The following is a 15130-nucleotide window of genomic DNA, read 5'->3' on the forward strand; positions in this document are numbered from 1 at the left end:
CGGGCGGCAATCGTCTCCGCCCAGCAGCAAGCTCAGGCGATGGCCTTGTCCGACCCGTTTTCGCCGCTGGAATAGACGCTTTCCCTGAAAGGCAGGCCGAGATGGTCGCGCAGCGTCGCCCCTTCCAGATGCGGATCGAAATAACCGCGCCGCTGCAGCACCGGGATGACGAGGCGGATGAAATCGTCCAGTCCCTCGGCAATAACCGGGAAGCCCAGAATGAAGCCATCGGCCGCATCGTGCTCCACCCAGCGGATGATTTCGTCGGCCACCTTGTCCGGCGTGCCGATGAAACCTTCACGCGGGGTCGCTGCCTCCAGCGCCGCCTCGCGCAGCGTCTGCTTCTTTTCCTTGGCCCGCCGCTTGATGCGGTCGGTCGTGGAGCGGAAACTGTTCTTGCCGATCTCGCCGAGTTCGGGGAAAGGCTCATCCAGCGGATAGACGCTGAAATCATGATGATCGAAGAAACGGCCGAGATAGGCCAGCGCATCCTCGATGGTGATGAGGTTGCGGATGACGTCGTATTTCGCCTCCGCTTCCTCCTGCGTCTCGCCGACAATCGGGCCGATGCCGGGGAAAATCTTCACATCGGCAGCGGACCTGCCCTGCGCGACGGCGCTCTGTTTCACACGCTTGAGGAAAGTCTGGTTTTCCTCCAGCGAAGCGGAATTGGTGAAGACGGCATCCGCATGTTTGCCCGCAAGACCGATGCCGGCATCGGAGGAACCGGCCTGGAATACGACCGGCTGCCCCTGTGGCGAACGCTGGATATTGAGCGGACCCTCCACCTGGAAGAAACGACCCTTATGGCCAAGCGTATGGAGTTTGGCGCGGTCGAAGAACTGTCCCGTCTCGCGGTTGCGCAGGAAAGCGTCATCGTCCCAGCTATCCCACAGGCCCTTGATCACTTCGAGATATTCGTCGGCAATCTCGTAACGCAGCGCATGTTCGGGGTGGTTGCGGCTGTAATTCTTCGCCGTACCTTCGAGCGGTGTCGTGACCGCATTCCACCCGGCGCGGCCGCCGCTCAGGAGATCGAGCGAGGCGAACTGGCGGGCAATGGTGAAGGGGTCGCTATAGGAGGTCGAAACCGTACCGGCGAGACCGATCTTCGAGGTCACGGAGGCGAGCGCCGAAAGGATCGTCAGCGGCTCGAACCGGTTGAGGAAATGCGGGATCGACTTGTCATTGATATAGAGCCCGTCCGCTACGAAAGCGAAGGCGATGCCCGCCGCTTCCGCCTTCAGCGCGGTCTTCCTGAAGAAGTCGAAATTGACGCTGGCATCCACCGGGCTTTTGGGGTGCCGCCAGGCATTCATGTGCCCGCCGGGACCCTGAAGCATGATGCCGAAACGGATTTTCTTTCTCGTCATGTCATTCCCTCCTCAGAGAAAATTACGCCGCCCGGGAAAGGCGATGCGTGGCAAGCAGTTCTATCGAGGCAAGCCGCTGATCGGCACCGACATGCGGCGGCTCGATGATGAATTCCTCAATGCCGTGCTCTTCGGAAAGCGCACGAAGCGCCTTGTGAATATCCTCCGGCCCGCCATGCAGGACGTTGGGCTTGCGCTCTTCGATGCGGTAATCGGTATCGCCGGACTGGCGGGCGAATTCCTCCGCCTGTTCACGCCGGCCGAGGTTGAACGCCCTGCCGTCGCTGAGGAATACCCGGTAGATGCGCTGACCTTCCACCTGTCTCGCGGCATGGGCGGGGTCGCTGGCCGCAAAAGCCGACAGGGCAAGGATCGGAGCGCTTCCGCCGCTTTCTTCCCGGAATGCCGAGAGGCTGCGGCGAAGAACCTCCGCATCGCCATTGAGATGGCCGGCAAAAACGAAATTCCATCCCCTTGAAGCCGCAAGCCTTGCGCTTTCGGGGCTGGCGCCGAGCAGGAATCGTTCCGCAGCGACCGGCGGCGCAGGTGTCGCATGCAGTCCGGCCCGCGCGTGCGGCGCGGCGCCGGACAAAAACGTGGTGAGTTCACTGAAGGCCGTTTCGAAATCCGGTTTACGGGCGGGATCATAGGCCTGCTGCAAGGCCGACGTCGCCAGCGGCAATCCGCCCGGTGTCTTGCCGATGCCGAGATCGACCCGGCCGGGCGCGAGCGACGACAGAACGTTGAAAACCTCGGCGACCTTGTAAGGGCTATAGTGCTGCAACATGACACCGCCCGAGCCGACACGAATGTGGGAGGTCTTCGCCAATATCCACGCAACCAGCGCTTCCGGCGCGGAACCGGCAAGCTCCGGCGAATTGTGATGTTCGGCCACCCAGAAGCGGCGGTAACCCAGCTCTTCGGCGCGCCTGGCAAGATTGATCGTGTCGCGGAATGCACTCGCCGCGTCCTCACCCGTTGGAACCGGGCTCTTGTCCAGCAAACTGAGCGTATACATCATCACCTCGCGTGTCTTTGATGCATACTTTGTCTACCGATTTTATATTCTAATAAAGGATGATCGTTCCACGTTGCAGCGCGATCAGAGAAAATATTGTTTTCAGTGATGTTTTCAAGAACCGGCCCTGGCAAAGCCATCGATAGAGCCGAAGGAATGGCCCAAAAAGGCTGCAACAGGCCGTTTTCCCCGCCAAACCCCGACGAAACGGGCTTGCGCCGGAATTCGCTAAAAACTACTTAGTAAGTTAGGAATAATATGGCCCGGCGCGGCAAAACGTGCCGACTCTCTTTTCGGATCATGCGATGTTGACCAAAAAAGGCAAATACGGATTAAAGGCTCTTGTCGATCTGGCGCAATTGCCCCAGGGCGAGACCGCCTTCGTGACCGAAATTGCAACCCGCAACAATATCCCGAAAAAATTCCTGGACACTATTCTTCTGGAGCTGCGCAATAGCGGCATTCTGCGCTCCAAGAAGGGCCCGAATGGCGGTTATTCGCTGTCGAAAATGCCATCCGAAATCATGATCGGGCAGGTCATCCGCACGCTGGACGGACCTCTGGCCCCCATCCGCTGTGCAAGCCGCACGGCCTTTGAAGCCTGCGACGACTGCGACGATCCGGAGACCTGTCAGGTCAGGGTTTCGATGACGGACGTGCGTGACGCCATCGCAACCATTCTGGACAATATGACGCTTGCGCAATTCGTGGCCAAGGACGGGCAGAACGCCCACTCCATTCCGGCCGGCGAGTAGGATTCCGCACGGCCATTCATTCGAGCGTTGCCTATTGCCTGCGCAGATCGTCGTCCAGCGACGCGATCAGCCCGGCTTCACTGACGCCTTCAACAAGGCCGAGGCGCGCCATCAGGATTTCAAGCGTGATGGCATTGTTGCGAACCGAGCGAAAGGTGACGTTTTCCGCTCCCACCTGCGCCGCATCGATATTGGCCGCAAGGCTGGATATCTGCGCCTTCAGGAACTCGATGGCGAGAAATATTTCGCCTATCACGGGTCGCGCCGCGCCATCGCCGGCCAGCCTGTCGATCAGCAGCGCCGAAAGTTCTCGCTGCTTCTGCCCCAGAGCCACGGCCGCTTTCAAAAGGGTAGAAACGGAAACGGCCAGATTTCCGGCACCCTGAGCCAGGAACACCACCTGATCGGCGCGTAACAGACCTTCCCATGACGTATTGGGGCGGTTGCGCAGAACGACAAGTAAAGGCTGCCCGGCCGTGTTGACGGCCGGCACGACGATCCAGTCCGCGTCGCCCCTCACCGACCCCGCAACGTCATCGGGAAGCCGCAGGGCGTAGTCGTCTTCCGTCACCGTAACCGCCTGATCCAGATCCGCGGCAGATATCGCCAATGCGAAGGTCTCGCCAAGATCGAGACGGGCGAAGAGCGCCTTGCGCTGGTCTTCGCTGCCCGCATTCCTGATGAATTCAAGCGCGGTGAAATGTTCGACGAGATCATGCGCCGCCGCCGCATCGGCTGCGGAAATGATGGCGAGCGCCTGCGAGAGAACATCATTGGTGATGTCCGTCCCGCCCAGTTCCGTTGGAACGGAAAGAGCAAGGAGACCGGAACGGGCGATCCGGGTATGGATTTGCCCGGGACTTTCAACGGCGCAGTTTTCGGCGATCGTCCGGGCAACGGTCAGCACATCGACATCCGCGCCGAGGCGTGGAGGAACGAAACGAAGTCTTTCGCCGAGAGGCGTGACGGATCCCATGCTCAACTCCCTCAAAGAATGACAAAGTGAAAGCGCCGAACGACCGGCGCTCAGTCCAGAGAATGATAACGCCCGTTTTGATAGAGCAGCGAATGGCCGGAGCCGATGCGGATCGCCTCAACCTTGCCGATGACGATGACGTGGCTGTGCCGTTCGATCGTCTCTTCAATGGTGCAATCGATCGCGGCAACAGCGTCTTCGAGAATGGGCGCACCGCTCGACAGCCGTGTCCATTCCGCACCGCGATACCGGTCCGGGCCCTTCAGGCCGCCGATACCGGCAAACTGATTGGCGACGAACTGATGGTTCGCCCCGACGATGTTGACGGCGAGATGACCGAAACGCTGCACCACCGGCCATGTGGACGAGGAGCGGTTGAGCGCCACCAGAATGCGCGGCGGATCGACCGACAAAGCGGTGGCCGAGGTCACGGTCGCGCCCGTTCGCTCGTCGCCCTCACCCGCAGTAATCACGCTGACACCGCCGCCCAGCGTTCTCAGCGCCGCCTTGAGGCTTTCGGCATCCGCCGCCTTGCCGGCGACCGGGTCGCGGAGGTTGATGAATTGTTGATCCTTGGCCGCATATTGCAATGTCATCGGGTCGCTCCTGAAAACAGCTGAATTGTTCAATAGCTAGCAGCGGCAGCGGGGGGTGAAATAGACATCGTTTTCCATAATGATAATATTCTATAGAAATAATGTTTTATGTGCTGCCGCCTGACTTCGTCCCGCTATAAGGATATCTGCCGAAAAGGTGGGAGGCACAGGTTGCCTCCCGTCGAAGGATCAGGATCCGGACACCAGCTTGACGTTGCCGCCATGACCGCCGCCACCGAAAACCTGTTTCGCGCCGAAAGAAGATCGTATCTGGTTGCGGGGTCCGCCGAGCCCGATTTCCGGAAACAGCAGTTCGGATAGCCGATAGGCTTCCTCCAGATGCGGATAACCCGAGGCGATGACGGTATCGATGCCCAGCGCCTGATACTCCCTGAGCCGCGCCGCCACCGTCTTCGGCGAACCGACCAGCGCCGTGCCCGCACCCGAACGGACGAGACCGATGCCCGCCCACAAATTCGGAGAGACTTCCAGCCGGTCGCGCCGGCCATTGTGCAGCGCCTGCATTCTCGCTTGCCCGACGGAATCCGAAGCCCTGGAAAAAACCTCCTGAGCGGATGCGATGGTTTCGTCGGAGAGTTTCGAGATCAGCCGCTCTGCATCGGCCCATGCTTCCTCATCGGTTTCACGCACGATGAAATGCAGACGGATGCCGAAGGTAACCTTGCGCCCCTTTTTGGCGGCGGCGGCGCGCACCTTGGCGATCTTTTCCGCCACCTGCGCCGGCGGTTCGCCCCAGGTGAGATATTTGTCGGTGATACCGGCGGAAAACTCGATGCCGGCATCGGAAGAGCCGCCGAAATAAAGCGGTGGGCGCGGTTCCTGCACCGGCGGAAGGCCGAGTCTTGCGTCCACTGCCTTGATATATTTGCCGTCGAGGCTTCCCTTGCCGGTTTCGATCAGCGAATTGAAAACCTGGAAGAACTCATCGGCGTGATCGTAACGCTCGTCATGCGGCAGGAAAATGCCGTCACCGGCCAATTCCTGCGCACTGCCGCCAACCACGATGTTGAGAAGCAGCCGGCCATGGGAAACGCGATCGAGCGTCGAAGCAAGCCGCGCATAATAGGCGGGCGAAGCGACGCCCGGACGGATGGCGACGAGGAATTTCAGCTTCTCGGTATAGGCAGCGAGATTGGCTGCAAGGATGAAGGATTCTTCGCAGGCGACGCCGGTGGGGATGAGCACGCCTGAATAACCGAGCCGATCGGCGGCCTGGGCTATTTCCCGAAAATAGCCGGGATCGGCAGGACGCGAAAGATCATCCGAGCCGAGATAGCTGCCATCGCCTGAGGTGGGTATGAACCACAGAAAATCGAGTGGTTTATCGGATGTGCTCATCGGCAGGTCCTTTGCAATCTGCCCTCGGGCAATGCGCTTGATGATAAAAGGGTAGCCAATTCCCCGGCGCGTTTAAGAAATTTTGTTCCAATTTCCATCCGGCGAGGAGAGTTTCTCTCCTGGACAAACCGCGCTGCGAAGGGAGAAGGAACCCTCGCTGATGGTCGTCAGAAGACCGGATAAAGGCCGAGCATCGCAAAGTTCATTTCGCAGATCTCTTCCCGTTCGAGTTCGAGATCGCTTTTCTCCTGCCTGATGCGTCCGGAATGGTCCAGAGGATGAAGGCTGACCTGTTCCTCTTCCCTCGGCTGGCGCCGGGTCAAACCGAACAGATCGAAAGTAAACGCATGAAGTCCCTGCGGCATGTGCGCCTCCTTTGCTCAACTCCCCTTATCCTCGGGCGACAGTCCGAAATCGTCAATATTTTCCATAAAATTACTATTCTATAATTGGAGGATCACCGGCAAATGTGGACTAAGGTTGCGGCGGTGGAAAAAAATCCGTTTCCGGCCGCCGATAATCGGACACGGAACCGAACGATCAGTCATTTCCTCAAAAATGTGCTTCGCCCAGGGCAGTCAATCTGTGCAATCTCGATCCGGCCACCGCCTTTGCCGATGCGCCATCTGCCTTCAACCGCTCGAAAAGAGCATAACCCTCAGGCCATCGTCCGTAGCCGCTGGCAATATTGATGTGCCCGACGGCGCCGAGATTGATGAGATCGCTCCCCCACAGGCTCGCACTGCGTGCGAGCTCTTCGCAATCCATATAGGGATCGTTCATGCTGCCCACGACGAGGCTGGGGAAAGCAAGCGGTTGCAGCGGAAACGCACCGAACCGGACGATACAGGGATGCATCGCCTCCACGCGATCAAGATGAGCGGGTGCGACCAGAAGCGCGCCCTTTATCTTGGCGGCCGAGGGGCGAGACGCCATATTCGCCACCAGCAGGCAACCGAGGCTGTGGGCGACGACATAAGCGCTTTCGACTGTTTCCAGCGCGGCCTCGAGACGATCGAGCCAGTCCTCGAGAACCGGGCATTGCCAATTGTCCTGATCGACCAGCTGCGAGTCGGGATCATCCAGCAACCAGTGCCGCTGCCAATGTCCTTCATCCGAACCATTCAGGCCAGGGACAATCAAGGTGGTACACATGCCTGCTCCATGGGTTGTGGGCGGTATGTCGCAAGCATGGTGAATTTCGCGATTTCCGTCGACTATTGCCTTGCTCACCTTTCGAAGCCTCGCGAAAAATCGATCCAGGCAATTTCGATCATGCAGAAAATGCGTTCTCCAGGGAGGAAATAATTTCGTCCAGAGGGAATCATTTCCTCAAATTTTTTATATAGAAAATATGTGCAATATAGTCTTTCCAGTCGGAAAGCTTTTCCTCCGCCGCATGACAAAAGAAACGTCGCTGCTTCGCCGCCCCGCCGCCGCTTTGCCATTCTCGCATCTGCGGAGGCTTGCGCCTCTCGGGAGCCACAAGCGGTGAAAGGCCAAACGTCAGCAGGGCCACCCACCGCACCATAAAACGAAAATTCAGGCGGATAATGTGAGCAGCACGAGCGAATTTCTCTGGTACATCCCCAATGACGTCAAACCCGGCCACCGGGGCGACGCCGTCAGCGAAAACCACAATAGTCTCGATACATTGACGAGCCATGCCAAAGCGCTTGAAACCCATGGCTGGAAAGGTGCGCTGATCGGCACCGGCTGGGGACGTCCGGATACATTTACGGTGGCGGCGGCGCTTGCGGCGCGTACCACCACATTCGAGCCGCTGATCGCCATCCGTCCCGGCTACTGGAAGCCGGCCAACCTCGCATCGGCCGCCGCCACGCTCGACCAGCTTTCCGGCGGTCGAGTTCGGATCAACATCGTTTCAGGCAGGGATGAGCTTGCCGCCTATGGCGATGAAGAAGGCGATCAGGCGCAGCGTTATGCCCGCACGAAAGAATTCATGCGGCTGGTGCGGCGGCTCTGGACCGAGGAAAACGTCACTTTTAATGGCGATCATTTCCGGGTGGCGAACTCCACGGTGTCGCCGCGCATCGCCGCGCGCGAAGGCCGGCCACATCCCAAACTCTATTTCGGCGGCGCTTCCGAAGCGGCCGAGCAGGTTGCCGCAACCGAGGCCGATGTGCAGCTCTTCTGGGGAGAACCGCTCGCCGGCGTGCGCGAAAGGATCGAGCGGCTGAGAAACTTCAGCGAAAAGCTCGACCGCGATCTGCCGCCGCTGCAATTCGGCCTGCGGATCACCACGCTGGTGCGAAAAACCACAGCCGAGGCATGGCGCGATGCGGAAGCGAAAGTTGCCGAAATGGCCGCAAACAATGGGGTACGCTGGAACGACCATCTTCAGGCGGTAGCTGTCGGCCAGCGCCGCCTGCTGGATTTGCACCGTCAGAGCGACGTGCTGGACGACAATCTCTATACCGCGCCGGGCAAATTCGGCGGCGGCGGGGCGGGAACCACATGGCTTGTCGGCTCGGCGGAAGATGTCGCCGCGTCACTGCGCAAATACCGCGCGCTGGGCATCAGCCATTTCGTGCTTTCCGACACGCCCTATCTCAAGGAAATCGAACGGCAGGGCGAGAGCTTGCTGCCGCTGCTGCGGGATTGAGGGGCGTGGCTTGAATATGGGCGGCCCACCTCGGACAGGGCCGCCCTTTTGCTTTCAACCGCCCGCCGCCTTGATGCTCTGACGGCCGAGAATCGTGCGGATCATATGGCTCTGCGGCGCATGCGCCCTTGCCGTGATGGCATCGCGGTGATGGCGCTCAAGGTCGTAATCCCGGCGCAGGCCGCGATTGCCGCCAAGCTCCAGCGCCAGATCCGTCACCGCCACCGCATTGTCGATGACCACATGGCGAACGGCCAGCGCATCGGTTCCCACCCGCTCCCCCGCATCGACATCGCGGGCGACGGAGAGAAGGAGGCGTCGGTTCGCCGCCAGCAGCACTTCGATCTGGCCGAGACCTTCCTGAATGCGGGGGATGGAGGACAGCGGTGCGCCAAGGCTTGCCGGAACATGGCCATTCAGATGGCGCAACAGATCGTCTCGCGCCGAAAGCGCGACACCGTGATAAACGGAAGCCAGCAGCACGAAGAAATTATAACCATCCGCTTCATCGCGCCGCAGCGGCTCGTCCGCCGGCTGTTCGGCGACGATATCGGCAAGCGGCACCTTCACATCTTCCAGCACCAGATCATGGCTGGCTGTGGCGTACATGCCGGTCGCCTCCCATGCTTTTTCCTGAGCGATGCCAGCCGCATCGAGAGGAACCAGAAGCTGGATGAGACGCGGCGTCTCTTCCGTCGTCACGGCAAGTACGCTTGCCCATTTCAGGCCCGGCAGGCCGGTGACGAAGCTCTTGCGGCCATTGACCACCCAAAAATCGCCCTCAATCCGCGCCGTCGTTTCCGGCAGGCCACCATGGGCCGGCGAACCGACACCCGGCTCCGCCTGCGCATTGTTAAGGAGCGCCGGCTCCCTGCTATTGGCGGCCAGTACCTTTGCCGCAAGTGCTGCCGGCCACTTGCCGCGCCGGATCGCGGCATGAACGCTGTAATGCATGGCGAGGATGAGGGCGGTCGACGGATCGCCTTTTGCAATGGCCGTAATGACGGCATGTGCCGTTTCCATGCCCTCGCCCCAGCCGCCATCCTTTTCAGCCGTGACGAGACCCAGCAGGCCGGATGGTTACACCCTGCAGCTGCCGCGAGCACCCGACGACATTGCTGAATTCGTCGAAAAGGTCGTGCCGGTGCTTCAGGATCGGGGTGTTTACCCGCGCCAATATGAAGGCGCGACGATCCGCGACCGCTATGGCCTGCCTTATCCAGATTGAATAGCAGCGGTGGCGCTATCGCAAATGTCGATCTCCCGCCCCTCCCGCAGGAGGCGGGAATGGCGGGGACGGAACATATTATTGGCCCGTCGCCACTTTCAAAACCGGCTGCCCGCCTGAGAGCTGCGGCAGGACGGAGGCGAAATCCGTGACGATTTGGCAATAATCTTCCGGCTGGAATTCATAGGGCAGTTCGAGACGGAATTCCGAGACGTGCGGCAGAACGGGATCGCGCGACAGTCTCTCCAGAATTTCGTCCGTCGTTCCAACGATATCGGGCAGGAAAAGCGTGCGGCGCGCGCCATGCGGCGTGGTCGTGCGCTTGTCACGCCCGGCGGCGAATTCCTTGTAACGGCGGCGGGTCGCGGGGCTTGCGCTATCGGTCGGCAGGATCACGCGGCCAAGAGCGACACGCGGCTGGCGCTCATGCGCCCATTCCTGCCGGAAGCGGCTGACCAGCGCCGCCTGCGCGGTCAGAAAATCATCGGTATTTTCGCCGCTGACGATATTGCCCGTCAGAAGATTGAAGCCCGCCTTCCCAGCCCAGCGCGCGGAATTCTGCGATCCGCCGCCATACCATAGCCGGTCCGTCAGCCCCCTGGCGACTGGACGCAGGCGCGGCACCTGCGCGCCGGCGGCATTGCCCGCTTCCGTCTCGCTGGATAGCGGTTCCGACCGCAGGGCCCTTGCCAGCTTTTCGGCGCGGGCATGGCTGTAATCGGCATCGGGAACCGTATCGACATAATCCGAAATAAGATGGGCGAAGGGTGGCGCGCCCACCGAAACCCCGACATTCAACCGCCCGCGCGACAGGACATCCACGGTGGCCAGATCTTCCGCCAGCCTGAAGGGGTTTTCGTAACCAAGCTGAATGACAGCGGTGCCGAGGCCGATCCGTTTCGTGCGCTGCGATGCCGCCGCGAGGAAAGTGGCCGCCGATGACACGCCCCGTTCCAGATGGCGCTGGCGAACCCAGGCGCTGTGATAACCCAGCGCCTCTCCGGCTTCGAAAAGCTGCAGGGTTTCTTCTATCCCCTCGGCAGGATCATCATCTTGATAATTGCCGGGAACCAGAAATGCGAAGTGGGAGATATGGGAAAGAGGCATGGCTGTACATCCGGAAATGACTGTTGAAGCTCAGCAGCGCAGATGCAGCCATCCCTGTTCCGGACAGCCGTTCAATGCTGCGCATACCCATGCAGAATGCATGATGACAGGCACGGCTGGCACGGCATGTTCGTTTATAGTCCCGACCTTTGTTGAAAGATCATTGCGCGATTCAATAGTCTACTAAAATTATGGATTAAATTCCATTCGGCATAGGTCGCGCTCATGCCTCCCGTCAGATTTTCTTCCGTCAAGACGCAAAATTTCCCTCAGGAGCCCGGTCTCACCGATGAACTGTGCACACCGTGCGCAAATGGCCTTGATTTTTGGCACCAACATGTAATACAGATTATCACACATGTTGACAAATAACGCATACATGTATGACATTGCAGCAATCGCAAACGCTGCCATACCTGCATGAGGGAGGAATTATGATCATCACCGACGTCGAGGTCCGTGTTTTCCGCACGACGACCCGTCGGCACTCGGACAGTGCCGGTCACGCGCATCCGGGTCCGGCGCATCAGGTGGAACAAGCCATGCTGACCATCCGCACCGAGGACGGTCAGGAAGGCCATTCCTTCACCGCGCCGGAGATCGTTCGCCCGCATGTGATCGAAAAATTCGTCAAGAAAGTCCTGATCGGTGAAGACCATCGCGACCGCGAACGGCTATGGCAGGACCTTGCTCACTGGCAACGCGGTTCGGCTGCGCAGCTGACGGACCGCACATTGGCGGTGGTCGATTGCGCCTTGTGGGACCTTGCCGGCCGCTCGCTCAATCAACCTGTATACAAGTTGATCGGCGGTTATCGCGACAAGGTGCTCGCCTATGGCTCCATCATGTGTGGCGATGAGCTGGAAGGCGGGCTTGCGACACCTGAGGACTACGGCCGCTTTGCCGAAACGCTGGTGAAGCGCGGCTACAAGGGCATCAAGCTGCACACCTGGATGCCGCCCGTCAGCTGGGCGCCGGATGTGAAGATGGATCTCAAGGCCTGTGCGGCCGTGCGCGAGGCGGTCGGACCCGATATTCGCCTGATGATCGACGCCTTCCACTGGTATTCCCGCACCGATGCGCTGGCGCTGGGCCGTGGTCTCGAAAAACTCGGCTTCGACTGGATCGAGGAGCCGATGGATGAGCAATCGCTGTCCTCCTACAAATGGCTTTCCGACAATCTCGATATTCCGGTCGTCGGCCCCGAAAGTGCGGCAGGTAAACATTGGCACCGGGCCGAATGGATCAAATCCGGCGCCTGCGATATTCTGCGCACCGGCGTCAACGATGTCGGCGGCATCACCCCGGCGCTGAAGACCATGCATCTGGCTGAAGCCTTCGGCATGGAATGCGAGGTTCATGGCAACACGGCCATGAACCTTCATGTTGTCGCCGCCACCAAGAATTGCCGCTGGTATGAGCGCGGCCTGTTGCACCCCTTCCTCGAATATGATGACGGCCACGATTATCTGAAGTCGCTGTCCGACCCGATGGACCGCGACGGCTTCGTGCATGTCCCTGACCGGCCGGGCCTTGGCGAGGACATCGATTTTACCTTCATCGACAACAACCGGGTGAGGTAACGGGCGATGAAAACGGTGCTCGCCTTCGGAGACAGCCTCACCTGGGGCGCGGACCCGGCAACGGGTTTGCGGCACCCCGCCGAACACCGCTGGCCGGAGGTGCTGGAGGCGGAGCTTTCCGGAAAGGCGAAGGTTCACCCGGAAGGGCTTGGCGGGCGCACCACCTGCTACGATGACCATGCCGGTCCGGCCTGCCGCAATGGCGCGCGGGCGCTTGAAATCGCGCTGTCCTGCCACATGCCGCTCGATCTCGTCATCGTCATGCTCGGCACCAACGATATCAAACCGGTGCATGGCGGGCGTGCGGAAGCCGCTGTTTCCGGCATGCGGCGGCTGGCGCAGATCGTCGAGACCTTCATTTACAAACCGCGTGAGGCCGTTCCGAAGCTGCTGATCGTCTCCCCGCCGCCCTGCGTCGCGGGCCCCGGTGGAGAACCGGCGGGTGGGCGGGACATCGGGCAATCGCTCAGGCTTGCGCCGCTTTACCGCAAGCTCGCTGCTGAACTCGGACATGCCTTTTTCGATGCCGGGTCGGTTGCCAGCGCCTCACCGGTGGATGGCGTGCATCTGGACGCGCCGGCAACGGCGGCAATCGGTCGGGCGCTCGCAGCTCCGGTCAGAGAGATTCTTGGCTGATCCTGCGACGCCCGAGGAGGAACCGGGCGTGTGGATCAAAACGTGGAAAGGCCGTATGAACCGGCCGTATTGGGAGGAAAGATGAAACATTTTCTTGCAACCGCAGCACTTGGCGCATTGCTGATCGGCGCTATGCCGCTCAGCGCCTTTGCCGAAACGCCGAAGGACCAGCTCATCGTCGCCACGACCATGAGCAATATCCTCACCCTTGATCCCACCGCCATTACCGGCCGCGAGACCGTGCAGGTGCTGAACAATGTCTATGACACGCTGGTCGTGCTTTCCCCGAAAGATCGCAGCGTTCAGCCTCGCCTTGCCGAACGCTGGGAGATTGCCGAAGACCGGAAATCCATCCGTTTCCATCTGCGTGCCGATGCCAAATTCGCTTCCGGCAACGCCGTGACGGCCAAGGACGTGGCGTGGAGCCTGAAGCGGCTGCTTGCCCGCAACTTGGCGCAATCCTCCTTCCTGAAAACCCGCGGTTTCAAGCTGGAAGAGGCCGACAAGCTCTTCGTTGCCGAAAACGACCAGACCTTCGTGCTGAATATCCCGAAGCCCGACGATCCCAACCTTCTGCTGATGATCCTTGCGCAGAACGGCCCCGGCTCGATCATCGACAGCAAGACGGCGCTTGAGAACGAGAAGGACGGCGATCTGGGCGGCGCATGGCTGACGCTGAATTCCGCCGGCTCCGGCCCCTTCAAGCTGACGCAGTGGAAATCCAACGAATATATCATCCTCACCCGCAACGACGATTATTGGGGTGAGAAGGCAAAGATGAAGCGCATTCTGATGCGTCATCTGCCGGAATCGCAGTCGCAGCGGCTGATGCTGGAAAAAGGCGATATCGACGTTGCCTATTCCCTGCAGGCCCCGGACCTGAAATCGCTAGAAGCCGATAAGGCCGTCACCATCGAATCCACACCCGGTTCCGGTTTTTATTACCTCAGCGTTTCGATGAAGGATGAGCGCTTCGCGAACAAGAAGGTGCGCGAGGCCCTGCGTTACCTGATCGACTACGACGGTCTCGACAAGGCGGTCATGCCCTATTACGGCAAGCTGCATCAGCGCTCCCTCAGCACTGGCGTCATGGGCGCGCTGCCGGATCAGGGCTACAAGCTCGACATCGAAAAAGCCAAGGCGCTTCTGGCCGAGGCCGGTTATCCTAACGGTTTCAAGACCACGCTGCGCGTGCTTTCGGAAGACCCCTTCATGAAGGCGGCAACGGCGATACAGAACACGCTGGCGCAGGCTGGTATTCAGGCCGAACTGATCAGCGGCTCCGGCGACCAGATCTACGGCGCCATGCGCGAGCGGAATTTCGAACTGCTACTCGGCCGCGGCGGCGGCGGCCAGCAGCCGCATCCGGACAACAACCTGCGCTCCATCGCCTATAACCCCAACAATGCCGATGATGCCAAGCTCACCAATTACCAGAGCTGGCGCACCAGCTTCTTCGATGAGAAGCTGAACAAGATGATCGAGGCAGCCTTGGTCGAGCGCGATGTGGCGAAACAGACGAAGCTTTATGAGGACCTGCAGGGCTATATGGACGAGATCGTCATGTCCATTCAGCCATTCTCCGAAGTCATCGACACCGCCGCCTTCCGCAGTGACGTGAAGGGCATGATCGTCAGCCCCTGGCTTTCGCGGTTTGAAGAGGTGAGCAAGGAGCGGTAATTCGCCGCCTATTCTCGAATAAGAAAAGGCGCGGCTAACCCCGCGCCTTTTTGCTGTAACAAAGCCCCACGCACCCAATATGTTAGGCACAAGCGAAGCCTCCACTCCGTCACCCCGGACTAGATCCGGGGTCTAGTGCGATCAAGTCCTTGATCGCGAGAGAGTCCATTCACGGCGCAGACGCGCCGTGGCT

14 protein-coding genes and 2 pseudogenes are annotated in these 15130 nt (G+C 60.0%); 6 read left to right on the forward strand and 10 right to left on the reverse strand.

The window, feature by feature from the left end:
- Positions 1 to 32 precede the first annotated feature (32 nt).
- Together ACQZ5K_RS05580 and ACQZ5K_RS05585 are read right to left on the reverse strand one after the other, a co-directional pair.
- Positions 33 to 1373 (reverse strand): LLM class flavin-dependent oxidoreductase, encoded by a 1341-nt coding sequence (locus ACQZ5K_RS05580; RefSeq protein WP_448739828.1) that lies wholly within the window; start codon positions 1371 to 1373, stop codon positions 33 to 35.
- A 22-nt stretch (positions 1374 to 1395) separates the two neighbouring features.
- A complete protein-coding gene (locus ACQZ5K_RS05585; RefSeq protein ID WP_448739829.1) occupies positions 1396 to 2394 on the reverse strand; it encodes an LLM class flavin-dependent oxidoreductase in 999 nt (332 codons plus the stop codon).
- 302 nt (positions 2395 to 2696) lie between these two features.
- Between ACQZ5K_RS05585 and ACQZ5K_RS05590 the strand changes: the two genes are divergently transcribed.
- Positions 2697 to 3146: an RrF2 family transcriptional regulator gene (locus ACQZ5K_RS05590; RefSeq protein WP_448739830.1), complete on the forward strand. Its 450-nt coding sequence runs from the start codon at positions 2697 to 2699 to the stop codon at positions 3144 to 3146.
- 31 nt (positions 3147 to 3177) lie between these two features.
- Here the strand turns inward: ACQZ5K_RS05590 and ACQZ5K_RS05595 are convergent, their stop codons facing one another.
- The 6 genes from ACQZ5K_RS05595 to ACQZ5K_RS05620 form a co-directional block, all read right to left on the reverse strand.
- The gene (locus ACQZ5K_RS05595; RefSeq protein WP_448739831.1) at positions 3178 to 4122 is read right to left on the reverse strand and encodes an acyl-CoA dehydrogenase family protein; all 945 of its coding nucleotides are present in this window, start codon (positions 4120 to 4122) and stop codon (positions 3178 to 3180) included.
- Positions 4123 to 4172: 50 nt separating this feature from the next.
- Entirely contained in the window at positions 4173 to 4718 is a 546-nt protein-coding gene (locus ACQZ5K_RS05600; RefSeq protein WP_080819231.1) for a flavin reductase family protein, read from the reverse strand.
- 189 nt (positions 4719 to 4907) lie between these two features.
- Positions 4908 to 6077 carry an FMNH2-dependent alkanesulfonate monooxygenase gene (ssuD, locus tag ACQZ5K_RS05605; RefSeq protein WP_174023095.1) on the reverse strand — a complete coding sequence of 390 codons (1170 nt, stop codon included), beginning with the start codon at positions 6075 to 6077 and terminating at the stop codon, positions 4908 to 4910.
- A gap of 167 nt (positions 6078 to 6244) precedes the next feature.
- The gene (locus ACQZ5K_RS05610) at positions 6245 to 6442 is read right to left on the reverse strand and encodes a hypothetical protein (protein ID WP_003524684.1); all 198 of its coding nucleotides are present in this window, start codon (positions 6440 to 6442) and stop codon (positions 6245 to 6247) included.
- 187 nt (positions 6443 to 6629) lie between these two features.
- Positions 6630 to 7232: an alpha/beta hydrolase gene (locus ACQZ5K_RS05615; protein WP_448739832.1), complete on the reverse strand. Its 603-nt coding sequence runs from the start codon at positions 7230 to 7232 to the stop codon at positions 6630 to 6632.
- A 169-nt stretch (positions 7233 to 7401) separates the two neighbouring features.
- Positions 7402 to 7596 (reverse strand): hypothetical protein, encoded by a 195-nt coding sequence (locus ACQZ5K_RS05620; protein WP_448739833.1) that lies wholly within the window; start codon positions 7594 to 7596, stop codon positions 7402 to 7404.
- A 36-nt stretch (positions 7597 to 7632) separates the two neighbouring features.
- On the opposite strand from ACQZ5K_RS05620, the gene ACQZ5K_RS05625 reads away from it, so the two are divergent.
- Positions 7633 to 8703 (forward strand): LLM class flavin-dependent oxidoreductase, encoded by a 1071-nt coding sequence (locus ACQZ5K_RS05625; RefSeq protein ID WP_448739834.1) that lies wholly within the window; start codon positions 7633 to 7635, stop codon positions 8701 to 8703.
- A gap of 54 nt (positions 8704 to 8757) precedes the next feature.
- On the opposite strand, the pseudogene ACQZ5K_RS05630 reads toward ACQZ5K_RS05625, so the two are convergent.
- Positions 8758 to 9780, reverse strand: a pseudogene (locus tag ACQZ5K_RS05630) (acyl-CoA dehydrogenase family protein); the annotation flags it as partial.
- Here ACQZ5K_RS05630 and ACQZ5K_RS05635 point away from each other — a divergent pair.
- Positions 9779 to 9931, forward strand: a pseudogene (locus ACQZ5K_RS05635) (NtaA/DmoA family FMN-dependent monooxygenase); the annotation flags it as partial. The pseudogenes ACQZ5K_RS05630 and ACQZ5K_RS05635 overlap by 2 nt on opposite strands.
- Positions 9932 to 10009: 78 nt before the next feature.
- On the opposite strand, the gene ACQZ5K_RS05640 reads toward ACQZ5K_RS05635, so the two are convergent.
- On the reverse strand, positions 10010 to 11038 hold the full coding sequence (locus ACQZ5K_RS05640) for an LLM class flavin-dependent oxidoreductase (protein ID WP_448739835.1): 1029 nt from the start codon (positions 11036 to 11038) through the stop codon (positions 10010 to 10012).
- A gap of 434 nt (positions 11039 to 11472) precedes the next feature.
- Here ACQZ5K_RS05640 and ACQZ5K_RS05645 point away from each other — a divergent pair, with 434 nt between their 5' ends.
- The 3 genes from ACQZ5K_RS05645 (at position 11473) to ACQZ5K_RS05655 (ending at position 14937) form a co-directional block, all read left to right on the forward strand.
- Positions 11473 to 12621: a mandelate racemase family protein gene (locus tag ACQZ5K_RS05645; protein ID WP_065657151.1), complete on the forward strand. Its 1149-nt coding sequence runs from the start codon at positions 11473 to 11475 to the stop codon at positions 12619 to 12621.
- A 6-nt stretch (positions 12622 to 12627) separates the two neighbouring features.
- The gene (locus tag ACQZ5K_RS05650) at positions 12628 to 13257 is read left to right on the forward strand and encodes an SGNH/GDSL hydrolase family protein (RefSeq protein ID WP_448739836.1); all 630 of its coding nucleotides are present in this window, start codon (positions 12628 to 12630) and stop codon (positions 13255 to 13257) included.
- 81 nt (positions 13258 to 13338) lie between these two features.
- Positions 13339 to 14937: an ABC transporter substrate-binding protein gene (locus ACQZ5K_RS05655; protein WP_448739837.1), complete on the forward strand. Its 1599-nt coding sequence runs from the start codon at positions 13339 to 13341 to the stop codon at positions 14935 to 14937.
- Positions 14938 to 15130 lie beyond the last annotated feature (193 nt).

This window comes from Agrobacterium sp. 22-226-1 (assembly GCF_053522345.1).